This is a genomic window from Listeria welshimeri serovar 6b str. SLCC5334 (assembly GCF_000060285.1).
Classification (GTDB): domain Bacteria; phylum Bacillota; class Bacilli; order Lactobacillales; family Listeriaceae; genus Listeria; species Listeria welshimeri.
Window position 1 is genome coordinate 2265929 of the sequence record NC_008555.1, and the last position, 14283, is coordinate 2280211.

Sequence of the window (14283 nt, forward strand, 5' to 3'; positions counted from 1 at the left end):
CTGTCTTTCTATAGTTATCATTATGCCCGGCGAAGATGAGAATATGATTAAAACTTCATAGTATTTAGCTAAAAATATTGGAAACGTTTTCTTTTATTTGCAAAAAATGTGCTGGAATAACGAATAAACCAGCACATTTTTCTTAATTTGTATATTTTTCCCAGACAACCGTTTTTAATACTTCTAAAAATTCTGGGTCGGCATTTGGCATTGGTGGTCGGTGATAAGCCGCGCCAACCTCATCAGTAACTACTTTGCATTCATAATCATTATCATAAAGTACTTCTAAATGTTCTGCCACAAAGCCAACTGGTGTGTATATAAAATGTTTATATTTTTCTTTACCATAAAGTGCTCTGGTTAAATCTTGAACATCAGGTCCAAGCCAAGGCTCCCCGGTTTTACCTTCACTTTGCCAACCTAGGGCATAATGCGGTACTACCACTTTTTCAAAAATCAAATCAGCAGTTTCTTGTAATTGATCAGGGTAAGGGTCATTATGTTGTTTTATTTTCTCAGGTAGACTGTGTGCCGAAACAATTAATACTGTGTCCATTAATTCATCAGCAGGGATTTGTTTTGCAGTTTCATTAATTCGCTCCGCCCACATGTTGATAAATTTTGGTTGTTTATACCATTCATTAATAGCTTTAATCTCGATGCCACCTAATTTATCAGCAGTGTCTTTTGCTCGTTTATTATAAGCTTCTACACTAAAACTAGAGTAATGCGGTGCTAAAACAATTGAAATAGCTTCTTTTATACCATCTTTGTGCATTGCTTCTACGGCATCTTCAATAAAAGGTTCAATATGCTTTAGACCAATGTAAGTTTTAAATTCTACTTCTTCTTGTGACTTGTTTAGCACTTCTTCTAGCCCGTATGCTTGAGCTTCCGTAATTTTTGCAAGCGGGGATAAGCCGCCAATAGCATGATATCTGCCTCGTAAATCAGCAATCATTTCTTCACTTGGTGTATGACCGTGTCGAATATCTGTGTAATAGCGTTCGATATCTTCATCTTTGTATGGTGTTCCGTAAGCCATTACAAGCAAACCTACTTTTTTAGCCATTTTTCATCATCCTTTTTTTAATAATATTTCGCTTCTATCGTGGATGTAATTCGTTAATTTTTTCAACATTTCAGGTTGTACTTCTGGAAAAACGCCATGTCCTAAGTTAAAAATATATCCTGGTTTCAGTATACCTTCTTGTATAATCCGTTCTGCTTCCTCTAAACATTTTTCTGGAGCTAGCAATGTCGACGGATCTAAATTTCCTTGAATTGCTTTTGAAGGTACTTTTTTTCTAGCACCAGTTAGAGTTTCGCGCCAATCAACTCCAACAACATCAAGTGGCATCGTCTCCCATTCTTCTAAAAGATGACTCGCTCCAACTGCTTGCATAATAATTGGTGTTGTCGGATGTACAGCTTTCACTTCTCGAACAATCATCTCAATAACCGGACGAATATATTTAGTATAATCAGCCCGGCTAAGCGCTCCAACCCAAGAATCAAATAATTGCACAGCAGAAGCACCAGCATTAATTTGAGCAATTAAATAAGTCGCAGTCATCCGACCTAATTTCTCCATTAATATGGACCATACTTCAGGTTCGCGATACATAAAACTCTTTGTTAGATGATAATTTTTTGATGGTCCACCTTCTATCATATAACTTGCTAATGTAAACGGTGCACCAGCAAAGCCAATTAAAGGCACTTCTAACATATCATCCGCTAATAATTTTATAGTATCGAGCACATAAGGCACTTCAATTTCCGGTTTAAAAATAGACAATTTATCTACATCTTGAAAAGTTCTAATAGGATTATGTATCACTGGACCAATTCCAGATTTAATCTCTACATCTATCCCCATTCCTGGAAGTGGCGTCATTATATCTTTATATAGAATTGCTGCATCAACACCATATTGATCTACTGGTAATTTTGTTACATATGCACATATTTCTGGTTGATGAGTAATTTCAAAAAGAGAATATTTTTCTTTTAATTTACGATATTCTGGTTGGGATCTTCCAGCTTGTCTCATATACCACACTGGAATTTTGTCCACTTGTTCTTTCCGAGCTGCTCTTAAAAATAAATCATTTGTTATTTTTGTCATTAAGTCGCTTCCCTTCTTTGTTCATTTACACACAATAGGCAACAGAACAATAAATAACTTCTCCAGATAAAAGGATACTAGAAATCTTGTATAAAACCAAACAAATTGCCTATCTTCTGTTTCAATTACGAAAAACGTGGAAAACAAAGGTGTAATCATTTTTCTTAATGGAATAAAAATCGAAAGAAGGACTTATCATGAAAAAAGTATTTATCACCACTGGAACTGAGCATTACCTTCGCCAATTGATGGCTAATTACACTGGCCAAAATGTTACGCTTTTGCAAAACTTTTCACAGTCACTTTTATATCAAGAATCAACTGGAGAAAAACTTTTCCAAGAAGGCGCAGAGTATCGGGTTTTACAAAGTAGCGGTTCTTTAAAAGGTTTTGGAATAGTTGCTTTTGAATATATCCAACTCCGCGATGAAGAGATTCCTATTTTCCTGCAAATGTATCAACAGGCTAGCTTGCATTTCAGTGAAACTCCTGGCTTACAAAGTACAAAACTCACAAAAGCGATGAACACGAATAAATTTTTAATCATTTCTTTTTGGGATTCTGAAACTTTCTTTCATGAATGGAAAAAAACAGCTTTACACAAAGAAATTACAAGCATCATGCAGAAAAACAATACGCAAGTTGGTTTTTCTCATGAAGATATTTATCATTATCCGGAATTTTCTCACGATGCTAAATAAGAAAAAGAGATTTGGACCGACATCCAAATCTCTTTTTTTATTCGTACATTTTTTTCATTCTAATTGGAGCATATAGGAAAGTAAATATGGCGACAAAAGCCAAGTTTATCCCTAAAATAATCATCCCACTTATCGTTCCATTCTGTGCAATTCCAATAATACTAAATAGTAATGCTTGCGCGAGTAACAAAATACGTAAAAAATGAATGAAACTACGATGACGATAATTATCATCAATCGGATAAAGTCGTAACATAATTTGCGTATCATAATGCTTTAACATTGGAATAAATTGAAAACCAGTTAAGTATAAGAATAACAGGGAAAATATGATATTTAAATAAAATCCTTGAACAAATATGAGTAGAATGACAGCAATTACGGTCAGTCTAACATAAAGTCCAACATATTCATTCGTTCGAGTAAAAGTTCGACTAAATAAATAGGCAAATGTTTTTCTCTTTGCATAAGGAATTGGCTGATAAAGAAAATCAAGATAGCTCCGTCTGCGAACTGTTCCGCGTAAGTGTGGTACATCCGTAAATAAATTCACTAATCGATAAAACCGGTTCATTCGTGCTTCTTCTTTATCCACTAGATATTCCCAGCGAAGCGTCACTTTAGCAGTTTTCTTCGCAATTAAGTAATAACTCACGAAAAGAATAATAACCACCAAAGGAATAGAAATATAAGGCGCCGAAATAAGTGAAATATAAATTAAAATAGCATTTACAATAACGCGAACAAACATCCAAGTTGTGTCAGCATCTTCTAATTTCATACTTAAAAAGCCAAAATAAATGTTCCAAGCTTTCAGTAACGCAAGTACAATAAATAAAGTAAAGAACTGACTATAAGCTACCCCTGTCACTTCCACGTACATTGGCATACAAACGCCAAGAACAATCACAAACACATAAAGCTGCATAAAGAAACTCGCTATTTTTGCTTGAGAAAAATACGTATCCATTGCTTTTTCCTGTACGATTAAATAAACAACATCTGGTTTTTGGAGGAGCGTCGCCACTGGACTAATTGCAATAGAAGCTGTCAGCAAAATAACCATCAACGGAATAACTGGAAAGCTAGGCTCAAGCGTTTTTACCCAACCTGCATAATAAAATATCCCAGCACCAAGTCCAATGACAAGAACAAAAAGCAAATGATCATTAAACATATAACGTAGATAGCGCATAACTTCTGTTGTATAAGCACTAAAACGTTCCTTCCAGAGTGCTTTGCTATCAAATATCATCTTCATCAGCTTCCTCTTCCTTTGTTAACTGAATGTATATTTCGTCAAGTGAAGCTCCTGGCATTTCAAAATTCGTTTGTAAGTCTTTCAGTGTTCCTTCCGCGCGAATTTCCCCTTGATGAATAATGATAAAAGTGTCGCAATATTTTTCAGCCGTTGCTAAAATATGCGTTGACATTAAAATGCTTGCACCTTTACCTCGCATTTCGTCCATCCAATTGAGCAATGACTGGATACCTAGTGGGTCAAGCCCAACAAAAGGCTCATCAATAATATATAATTTAGGTTCAATTAAAAAAGCCGACATAATCATTACTTTTTGTTTCATACCTTTAGAAAAATGGGCCGGAAACCAATTCAGCTTTTTCTCTAAACGAAATTCTTTTAAAAGTGGAATCATACGTGTTTGTAATTCTTCCTGAGATAAACCATAAGCCATTCCGGTTAATTCTAAATGCTCTTTTAATGTTAATTCTTCGTATAACACTGGTGTTTCTGGAATATAAGAAAACTGCTTTCTATACGTTTCTGTATCTTCCACTAATTGGTGATTATTGATTTTAATCGTTCCTTTTTTGGGATGCATTAAGCCTGTTATATGTTTAATCGTCGTACTTTTCCCCGCCCCGTTTAGACCAATTAATCCAACAATTTGTTTTTCTTCTATCGCAAACGAAATATCTTTTAAGACTGGACGTTTTGTGTACCCGCCCGTCAGGTGTTCTACTTCTAATAAAGCCATTTCCATACCTCCTTGCGTACTCTTTAGTTAATAATAGCATATCCATCCCTTGAACTGTCAAAATAATCCACTAGCTGCTACCTAAGGCATGCTTTTAACTCGTATTTATGTTAAATTAAAATAGTACATAATTTAATATGTTGTGAAAGGTGGTCATACTTTATGGACGATTGCATTTTCTGCAAGATAGTTCGTGGTGAAATCCCTTCTGCCAAAGTGTATGAAGATGAAGAAGTATATGCATTCCTTGATTTAGGACAAGTCACAGAAGGTCATACGCTCGTAATTCCTAAAAAACATGCTAGAAACACATTCGATTTACCCGATGATACGGCTGCTGAATTATTCCGTCGTGTCCCCAAAATAGCACGAGCTTTAAAAGAAGCTTTACCTCTACAAGGATTAAATATTTTAAATAATAATGAAGAAGTTGCTTTCCAATCTGTTTTTCATTGTCATATTCATTTAATACCAAGGTATAGCAAATCAGACGACTTTGGGTTAAAATGGAAAGATAACGCAGACTGGTATACACAAGAACGTTACCAAGAGATTGCTGAACTTATTGCAGCAAAAGTAAACTAAAATGACTTTATGGATGGAGTGGAGAATAAATGAATAAAAAATCACTTATTTTGGGTATTTTAGCTGGTGGGGCAATTGGAGCCGCAGCCTCGGTATTGTTTGCTCCAAAATCCGGCAATGAACTTAGAAAAGATATTGTTGCTAAATCTGGCGAAGCAAGCGTTATTTTGAAAGAATTAGCTTATAATGCAAATGAACTTATCCAATCAGTTCAAGTTCTCGGTACAGAAGGCTCAACTTTACTAAAAGATGTTTCTTCCGACATAATGGAATCTGTTTCCAAGTGGAATGAAGAAATGGAACCTGAAAAGAAACGCTTAAAAGATGAAATTAAAGATATGCAAAAAACAATTTCCGATTTAGAAAAAACATTAAAAAAAGATAATAAATAACTCGAAAAACTGGGCGTATGCTCAGTTTTTTTATTTGCTAAAAAACAGCTTCATAAAAACGTCAAAATTAGAGCCCCATATATTAAAAAAAGGGTTGAAATTTATAGTAATTGAGCTTACACTACTATAGTGCCTTCTTAGATGGGCACTATTTTAGCTATAACTGGAGGAAAGCTTAAAATGCGCTGCTTGAAATCAATCAACACAGAGCGACGGGATGAATTTAATCGACTTTTTTTAAAAGGAATTCTTGTCTGGCTTGCTGCCGTGTGTATTTGTTTTTTAACACAACATTTAATATACCCAGGTGAGCTTACAAATGAATATCAGTTCATTAGTTTTATTGGCATCGTGTTAATTTATCCAGTTCATAAATTATTACATGTCATCGGATGTTTTAAATATCGCGAAGGAACCGTTATTCAGTGGCGAATACATTTCTTTTTTCTTCCATGTATCAAACTAAACATTAAGCGAATAATTCCAAAATGGCATTATATATTTTCACTTATATTACCATTTATTGTTATTACTGCTGGTTTGGTATCTTTAATGCTTTTAACTCCAATTGGACACTCAGGAATGTTTCTGATTTTGCTTTCTGTCCATTTCGGAATGAGCTTTTCAGATTTTACTCATATTAAAAAATTATGGAGAATGCCGAATAATTGTTTTGTTGAAAGTGCAGAACGCGGATTTTCTATTTTAATTTCTGACTAAACCATAAGAATATCATTAAATTTCTTTCATCTTTTCTTTTTGGCTTTAATTTATGTTATGATAGTTATTGTGTTAAGCGGGAATTATTCCAACAACTAAGGAGTGTGTTTTATTCAATGAAGAAAAAATTAATTCTTGGACTTGTCATGGTAATGGCATTGTTCAGTCTAGCAGCGTGTGGTGGCGGCGGTGATGTCGTTAAGACTGATGCTGGTGATGTAACGCAAGATGAGCTTTACGAAGCAATGAAAGATAAATACGGTTCAGAGTTCGTACAACAACTTACTTTCGAAAAAGTCCTTGGAGATAAATACAAAGTAAGCGATGAAGATGTTGATAAAAAATTCAAAGAGTACAAAGCTCAATATGGCGATCAATTCGCTGCTGTTCTAGCTCAAAGTGGCTTAACAGAAAAAACATTCAAAAGCCAACTTAAGTATAACTTACTAGTTCAAAAAGCTACTGAAGCTAATACTGATACTAGTGATAAAGCACTTAAAGAGTACTACAAAACTTGGCAACCAGATATCACTGTTAGTCATATTCTAGTAGCTGACGAGAAAAAAGCTAAAGAAGTTGAACAAAAACTTAAAGACGGCGCAAAATTCTCTGATTTAGCAAAAGAATATTCAACTGATACAGCAACAAAAGAAAACGGTGGTCAATTAGCAGCATTTGGTCCTGGTAAAATGGATCCAGCATTTGAAAAAGCAGCTTATGCACTTAAAAACAAAGGTGATATCAGCGCTCCAGTAAAAACGCAATACGGATACCACATTATTCAAATGGATGAACCAGCTACAAAAACAACTTTTGATAAAGATAAAAAAGCGGTAAAAGCTTCTTATCTTACTTCCCAATTAACCAACGAAAACATGCAAAAAACACTGAAAAAAGAATTCAAAGATGCTAATGTAAAAGTTGAAGATAAAGACTTGAAAGATGCTTTCAAAGATTTTGATAGTTCTTCTTCCGAAAAATCATCTAAATAAGTAAGCTAAAAACACGTTTGGAATTTTCCAAACGTGTTTTTTTAATGTAAAAAGCGTTGCTCGATTAATTTATACCGAACAACGCTTTTTTATACTCTATTCAAATGTAGGATTATAAAACGAACGATTATCTAAACCAAAAACGCGTTCACTGAATTCACCTGGTTTAGTATGTTTTAAAACCTTATCCATCATATTAATAGATGCATCCATTAAATCGATTTGGTGTAAAATTTCTGCCTCACGGACAAGCGGCGGTTTTGGGCTGCCCCATTCACCTTTTCCATGATGAGAAAGCAATACATGTTTCAATACAACCACTTCTTCATCATCAATAGATAATTCATCTGCAATTTTACTTACTTCTTCTACTACTATTGAGATGTGACCAATAAGATTTCCTTCAAGTGTATAAGTGGTTGATACTGGTCCCGAAAGCTCAATCACTTTTCCTAAATCGTGTAAAATTACCCCAGCATAAAGTAAATCTCGATTAACGGTTGGATATAAATCTGACACTGCTTTTGCTAGTCGTAGCATTGAAACTACGTGAAAGCTTAACCCCGATACAAACTCATGATGATGACGCATTGCTGCTGGATAATCATAAAAATCATCTTGATATTTCTTAAGTAAGGCTCTCGTAATACGTTGCAAGTTAGCATTTTTCATTTCGAAAATATATTGTGTGATTTCATCAGCCATTTCTTCTTTATTGATGGGCGCTGTTTCCATAAACTCACTAGCATTAACGCCATCAAGCGGTGTTGCTTGTCTGATTTGGCGGATTTTCAATTGTTTTCTTCCACGATAATTTTGAATATCTCCTATAAGGTGGACAATTTGTTGCACCCCATAATTAACCTCATCACTCTCTTTAACATCCCAAAGTTTTGCCTCTAATTCACCTGACTTATCTTGTAAAACAAGACTCAAAAAAGGCTTTCCGTTGCTTGCTGTACCTTTGATGCTTGATTTAATTAGCAAGAATAATTCAACTGTTTCCCCAACCTCAAAGTCTAATAATCTTTTTTCCATTGTATCGCCTTCTTTCTTTCTGTAGTAAGAAGTTTCTTCACTCATTATAGCATGCGTATGTCTTCACTGGAAAAATATTTGCGTGTTTCTTGGTGACATGTGAAAAAAATAACCTGATTTGTACTTTTTCTTTGTTGAAGTAATTCCATCATTTGTAACATTCTAGAAGAATCAAAATGTACAAATCCATCATCGATAATAATAGGAAGTGGAAAATCTTTGTGAATAACATCAATTAATGCAAATCGAATTGCCAAATATAATTGTTCTTTTGTTGCTTGACTTAACTCTTCTGGGAAAAATATAACTACTTCTTTGCTTTCCACTTGAAGTCTATTATCTTGTAAATAAACTTTGTTATAGTTTCCATTAGTTAGATGACTAAAATATTCACTTGCCAGTCTTAAAGTTTTTGGTAGCTTACCTTCTTGTAAACTTTGCATAGCTTTTTGAAGTATCTCAAGTGCTAATTTAGTTTCGGTCCATTCTTCTACTAATTGTTGGAGTTTGCTTTTTTGGGAGTAAAATTCTTGCATTAATACTGCAAAAGTTCCACCTTCTTCTAGATTTCTGATTTCATGATTTTTTGCAGCTAACGAGGCATGAAGCTTTTCTTGTTCTAATTCGGTCTTGCGCAGAGCTTCCTCTAATTGAAGTTCTTTTTCTTTAATAATTGCTTGATTTTGAAACTGTTTTAAAGCGGTTCTTTTTTCGGGTTCTAATTGAGCTTCAAGTAAGACCAAACGTTCACGCCATTTTTGCTCTTCTTTTACTCGTAAGGCCGCTAAACGAAACGCTTCTTCATTATTTACTTTCGCTTGCTCCAACAAATCTCTTTTTTCTTTTTCTACAAGTAATAAATCTTGTTTAACTAAGTCTAATTGCATGGTCACTTGTTCCATTTTTTCTGCTAATTTAGCATTTTCGGTCAAATTATTTCGATAAAATAATAAACCTTGTCGAAGGAAAGAGATATTCTCTTCTAGATCATTATTTTCAGTCGGTAAATCTAAATTATTTAATCTACTTTTATAGGTTTCTTGCTTTTCTTCTATTGGAGCTAATTTTATTTTTAGTTCAGTAGCTAGTTGATTTTTTTCACTATTTTCTTTGTAATTTTGAATAACTGTTTCCCAATTGTCATCAGGTTGTTCCTTCATTGCTAAATCGGAGAATATTCCACGCAGTTCTAATGTGCATTCGTACTGTGCTTTATTTAGTCTGTCTTGGCGCTCTTCTAAATGTGCTATTTGAGAAGCAATAATGTCCATTTCACTCAACAACTGTTGCCATTCTTGTCTTGATTTTTGTTGTTCTAAAAACGTTAAAATTTGTTGATTATTAACAGGAGTTGTTTTGTTGCTTGTTAAGAATATAAAAACCGATATAAGACCAGCAATTAGAACAAATGCAATGCTCCAAATTGATTGAAAAATGATTAAAACTAACAAAGCGGCCATGAATACACCAATAGATACAGCTAATTTGGTTATGGGTGTTTTTTCTTGTTGGTTCAATTTTTCTTTTTCATGTTGAAATTTTTTATTTTCCCACATATTAGTTTCTATTTGATCAATCTTTTTTTGCAGTTTTTCTGCTGTTTCTTGGGTAAGTTTTAATTCAAGTTGAACATCATGTTGCTGTTGGTTATTTGATTGCTCTATAGTTTTCATGCGAAGTATTTTTTTATCAAGTTCTTTTGTCCACTTTTTCGGGACTATTGTGGCATCAGTTTGGTAATAATTAATTTCTTGTTTTAAGTTGTTTAGTTGAACTTGGCGCTCACTGTAGGCCCCATAAGTTTCTACTAAATACGATATTTCTGTTTCGTTTTCTGCAAAAAAAGCACTATGTTCGAAATTATTTTTGTTGATTAGATTTTTTTGACGTTCTTCTAATTGAATTAATTGATTTTGCCATTCTTTTTCTTTTAATTGTAAATGTTCTAGACGAATAATACCATCAGGTGGAAAAGTGGTTTCGCTTGTGTGCAACGTTTTTTCCTCAAGTGCTTTCCATTCTTGATAAATTGGCCACAAGTCTTGCAATGTATTTATAGTGTCTAATTCCACACGAATTGTTGTTTTTTCTACTTGTAATTCCGTTTGTCTAGCTATTTCTGCTTCCTTTTCAGCAAGTAGTAACTCATATTTAGTATTTTGTTTTTTGGCTTCTTGAAAAGCTTGTTGGCTTTCTTTTACTTTTTTCAGTTGTTGATTAATTACAGGATTTCTCCCACTTGGTTTAAAAAGAGCATCTAATTTTTTTTGTAAAGTTTCTGCAGTTTTTAAAAGTGCATCTGAGCCAGTTGTTCCAGTAGCAAGCAAGTATTTTTCAAATTCTTTCTTTTTCCATTGGTGGATATTTTGTAAACCATGAATATCAAAAGAGAATATAGCTTCAAAAGTATTTCGATCTATTTCTCCAATGATTTCCGATAAACTCTCTTCCCCAGCTATTTGACCGTCTCCATAATAAATACGGACATCGCCAGTTGCTTTTCCTTTTAAGCGTTCAATAATAACATTTCCTAGTCGCGTATCTTCTAGGGTGAGTCTTCCCCCATATGGCCCGCCGTTTTTTGGCTCCATACGTGGAATAGACTGTTGTCTTGTTGGAAAACCAAACAAAATACTATGAATAAAAGCCATAATAGTCGATTTTCCTGCTTCATTTTCACCAAAAATCACTTGAAAATCAGCAATGTTATTAAAATGAGCATCCGACCATTTCCCGTAACCTACAATATCAATGGACGTTATTCTCATTTTCCATCACCTTCCGATTCTTTCAGAGCCACGCCAAGTTCCGTGAGTGCTGATTCTAGCATTAATTGCCGGTCTTGTTCCGACAGATCTTCTAAATATCTACTTACACCACTTTCAAAATAAAGCGACTCCACAGATTTGTAAAAAGCAAATTCATCTTGCAATGTTTTGAAAGCATTCATTATTTCCCTACCAGCTAAATGATGTTCTTGCCAGTTTTTTAAATCGCTTTGGTTTGTTAATTCAATACTTAATTTATGTACCCAAACAAATGTAGAGCTTGTGAGATCAACCTCTTCTTGTAGCATTTGTAACCAATCATTTGTATTTATTTTTTGCTTATTAGTCATTTGAATAATTACATGCAGAAAAAAAGAATTATTACGGCCTTGATAATCATTTAAAAGTTTGGTGATTTCTCGGTAAAAAGTGTTGACTTCGCTATCCTCAGGTATAGTCAATATTACTTCTTCCCAAATAATAGGGCTCGTCGCTATAAAATCAATTGTCGTCGTTGTTTCAGACATAGTTACAATACTTGCACCTTTTTCGCCTGATTCTTTCCGATTACGCCCTTGAATATTTCCTGGATAATAAATACTTGGAGATTCGGTTAATAATTGACGTTTATGAATATGACCAAGCGCCCAGTAATCAAATCCTTTTTTGATAATTTCTTGTATTTGAAACGGTGCATAAACATCATGTTCTTCACTACTTGTTAATTCGGATCCATGTAAAAGTGCGATATGAAAATCCGCCTCTTGTTGTACATTATATTCAGCCACTCGACTCGTGCGCATGTGTCTTTCTCCGTAGCTAAAACCATAAATATGTACTTTTACTCCTTGATTTGTTTCAAGTGTTGCCATTTCTACTTGTTCTGGAAAAACATATACATTATCTGGTAATAATAGTTTTTCTTTGTGTTTCTCTATAAAGTCATGATTGCCATGAATAACAAACGCTCGAATATTAGCATCTTCTAATCGCTTCATTTCTTTTAGAAAACGAGCTTGTGCCCGGACGCTTTGATCTTCGCTATCATATATATCTCCAGCAATTAATACAAAATCAACCTTTTCCTTTATTGCTAATGTTATTATTCGTTCAAGTGATAGAAATGTACTTTCTTGTACAGCAGAATATAGCGGTTGTGGTAACGTCGAAAGCCCAATGAATGGACTATCTAGATGCAAATCCGCTATATGTAAAAATTTGATTTCTTTCATGACTTCCGCCTCCCAAAAACCGAATATACGTTCTTATTATACCTTACTATTTCCTCACGTACAAGCATTTCAAATAAAAAAAGCTCTATTATTTGCTAAGGAAATAACAAATAATAAAGCTCCTTCTATAAATAAAAAATTAATCGTTTGAAACGTTATATAAATCTTGTAACGGAGTCATGATAATGCGATTTAAATCATTAATAATTGTGCTCATGGCTTGTTCTTTTTCCATTAATTTAACGATTAATTCGTTTTCTTGAACTTCTTGCGCTACTTCTTGTGCTACGTTTACTGTTTCATCGTCAATTTCTTGACCTGTCATTTGTTTTTCTTGGATTGTAACTTGAACATCACGAAAACGTTCGAATTTTGCTTTTGCATCCGCATTTTCATTTACTTCACGGTATGCGTCTTGTAAGCTTAAGAATTCAGGTGTTTCACGAATTCCTTTGTCTAAATCATGTGCTAAATCATAAATATTAACTGCCATTGATAAATCCTCCAAATATCTGTATTTGTCACTTCTGTTTCACTATAACAAAAAGTCGTCGGTTATTCCAGTATAAAAGAACTAAATCCATATTGCGAGGATTCCTTGAATAACTCCGATAAATCCTCCTAAAATCCCGCCTAAATAAGTAATCATTTTTAACTCTCTTCCAGAAATTTCAACAACCAGCTTTTCAATTTCTTGTAATGAAAAAGTAGCTATTTGTGTTTCGACAAGCTTTGCTAAGTCCATTCGTTCCACTATATCCGCACTATGTGTTGCTACGAAATCAAGCATGCGCTCTACTGCAAAAGGAATTATTTTGCTTTTAATCATAACTTCATAATCACGAAGTATTACTTGAACAGGTTGATTAAATATCTTGTCATGAGGAAAAGCCTGAATAATTTCAGAAGTAAGCTGTTCAGCTAAATGAGCTTGTTTTTCAGTTGGAATTAGTTCTTGCAATTCTTTTGCTTCAAAATTTTTCCATTCTGTAGTTAAAAGTTGATTGATAAGGTTTTTAGTATCTTCTTGGTTGATAAGTTTTGCGCCTTCTTGTTGGATTTTTTCGGAAAAACTCTCAACATTAATAAACATTCTAGCCATACTGCCCATTTTACCGTGCTCTTCAAAAAACTTTTGAAGCATCATTTTAATCTGGAGTTTACCTTCTTCACTTGCTATAAATAATGTTAATTTACTTGTAATTCTTTCTGTAACATGTGGTAGTTTTGTTTCCAATTCTTTTTCTAACATAACTGGAATTAGTTCATTCATTTGTGACGTTTTTTTAATAGTTAAAAAGTGATTAATTTCTTTTTCTAGTACTGTTTCTAGCCATGAAATAGAGCGACCTTCCGCATTTTCATAGCCTAATTGATGAAGTAATTCATTGGGTGTTGTTTCTAGCTGCATTTTTTCATGAAACATTTTCGCGACTGTTTCAGTTATTTCTTTTTGTAAATTTTCTTCCAATAGGCGGGCACGTATAGCGTCTTCTGTGAGTAAATGACTCACTACAACTTTCCCAATATGCTCTGCTAGTTCATCGCGTCTTTTTGGAATTAATCCTGGTGTAAATGGTACACGTTTATTAAATAAATAAAGGGCTTTGTATGGGCGGAAAAGCATTCGGATGGCGATATAATTCGTCATTGCGCCAATAAATCCACCTATCACTGCCATTAAAAGTATCGTAAATAACACTGACATGTTTTGCATCTCCTATATT

General features: G+C 33.9%; 14 protein-coding genes. 5 read left to right on the forward strand and 9 right to left on the reverse strand.

The window, feature by feature from the left end; translation table 11 throughout:
- Nucleotides 1-142: 142 nt before the first annotated feature.
- Nucleotides 143-1072, reverse strand: coding sequence for a ferrochelatase (gene hemH / locus LWE_RS11335; RefSeq protein WP_011702979.1), 930 nt, complete (start codon nt 1070-1072; stop codon nt 143-145).
- Nucleotides 1073-1078: 6 nt separating this feature from the next.
- Nucleotides 1079-2131 carry a uroporphyrinogen decarboxylase gene (hemE, locus tag LWE_RS11340; RefSeq protein WP_011702980.1) on the reverse strand — a complete coding sequence of 351 codons (1053 nt, stop codon included), beginning with the start codon at nt 2129-2131 and terminating at the stop codon, nt 1079-1081.
- 197 nt (nt 2132-2328) lie between these two features.
- Between hemE and LWE_RS11345 the strand changes: the two genes are divergently transcribed.
- On the forward strand, nt 2329-2832 hold the full coding sequence (locus LWE_RS11345; protein ID WP_011702981.1) for an antibiotic biosynthesis monooxygenase family protein: 504 nt from the start codon (nt 2329-2331) through the stop codon (nt 2830-2832).
- A 37-nt stretch (nt 2833-2869) separates the two neighbouring features.
- On the opposite strand, the gene LWE_RS11350 is transcribed toward LWE_RS11345, so the two are convergent.
- Together LWE_RS11350 and LWE_RS11355 are read right to left on the reverse strand one after the other, a co-directional pair.
- Entirely contained in the window at nt 2870-4093 is a 1224-nt protein-coding gene (locus LWE_RS11350; RefSeq protein ID WP_011702982.1) for an ABC transporter permease, read from the reverse strand.
- Nucleotides 4077-4829, reverse strand: coding sequence for an ABC transporter ATP-binding protein (locus LWE_RS11355; protein ID WP_011702983.1), 753 nt, complete (start codon nt 4827-4829; stop codon nt 4077-4079). Before LWE_RS11355 ends, LWE_RS11350 begins: the two co-directional genes overlap by 17 nt.
- 162 nt (nt 4830-4991) lie before the next feature.
- On the opposite strand from LWE_RS11355, the gene LWE_RS11360 reads away from it, so the two are divergent.
- From LWE_RS11360 to LWE_RS11375, 4 genes are all read left to right on the forward strand, one after another.
- Nucleotides 4992-5414: an HIT family protein gene (locus LWE_RS11360; protein WP_011702984.1), complete on the forward strand. Its 423-nt coding sequence runs from the start codon at nt 4992-4994 to the stop codon at nt 5412-5414.
- Between the two features lie 29 nt (nt 5415-5443).
- The gene (locus LWE_RS11365) at nt 5444-5806 is read left to right on the forward strand and encodes a YtxH domain-containing protein (RefSeq protein ID WP_011702985.1); all 363 of its coding nucleotides are present in this window, start codon (nt 5444-5446) and stop codon (nt 5804-5806) included.
- 180 nt (nt 5807-5986) lie between these two features.
- Nucleotides 5987-6526, forward strand: coding sequence for a DUF3267 domain-containing protein (locus LWE_RS11370; RefSeq protein ID WP_011702986.1), 540 nt, complete (start codon nt 5987-5989; stop codon nt 6524-6526).
- Nucleotides 6527-6642: 116 nt separating this feature from the next.
- The gene (locus LWE_RS11375; RefSeq protein WP_011702987.1) at nt 6643-7518 is read left to right on the forward strand and encodes a peptidylprolyl isomerase; all 876 of its coding nucleotides are present in this window, start codon (nt 6643-6645) and stop codon (nt 7516-7518) included.
- A gap of 96 nt (nt 7519-7614) precedes the next feature.
- Here LWE_RS11375 and yhaM read toward each other — a convergent pair whose 3' ends face one another.
- The 5 genes from yhaM to LWE_RS11400 all read right to left on the reverse strand — a co-directional run bounded on the left by yhaM (nt 7615) and on the right by LWE_RS11400 (nt 14264).
- Nucleotides 7615-8556, reverse strand: coding sequence for a 3'-5' exoribonuclease YhaM (gene yhaM, locus LWE_RS11380; RefSeq protein ID WP_011702988.1), 942 nt, complete (start codon nt 8554-8556; stop codon nt 7615-7617).
- A 44-nt stretch (nt 8557-8600) separates the two neighbouring features.
- The gene (locus LWE_RS11385; protein WP_011702989.1) at nt 8601-11324 is read right to left on the reverse strand and encodes an ATP-binding protein; all 2724 of its coding nucleotides are present in this window, start codon (nt 11322-11324) and stop codon (nt 8601-8603) included.
- Nucleotides 11321-12556: a metallophosphoesterase family protein gene (locus LWE_RS11390; protein ID WP_011702990.1), complete on the reverse strand. Its 1236-nt coding sequence runs from the start codon at nt 12554-12556 to the stop codon at nt 11321-11323. Before LWE_RS11390 ends, LWE_RS11385 begins: the two co-directional genes overlap by 4 nt.
- Before the next feature lie 139 nt (nt 12557-12695).
- Nucleotides 12696-13049, reverse strand: coding sequence for a YlbF/YmcA family competence regulator (locus LWE_RS11395; RefSeq protein ID WP_011702991.1), 354 nt, complete (start codon nt 13047-13049; stop codon nt 12696-12698).
- A gap of 81 nt (nt 13050-13130) precedes the next feature.
- Nucleotides 13131-14264 carry a DUF445 domain-containing protein gene (locus LWE_RS11400; RefSeq protein WP_011702992.1) on the reverse strand — a complete coding sequence of 378 codons (1134 nt, stop codon included), beginning with the start codon at nt 14262-14264 and terminating at the stop codon, nt 13131-13133.
- Between the last annotated feature and the right edge of the window lie 19 nt (nt 14265-14283).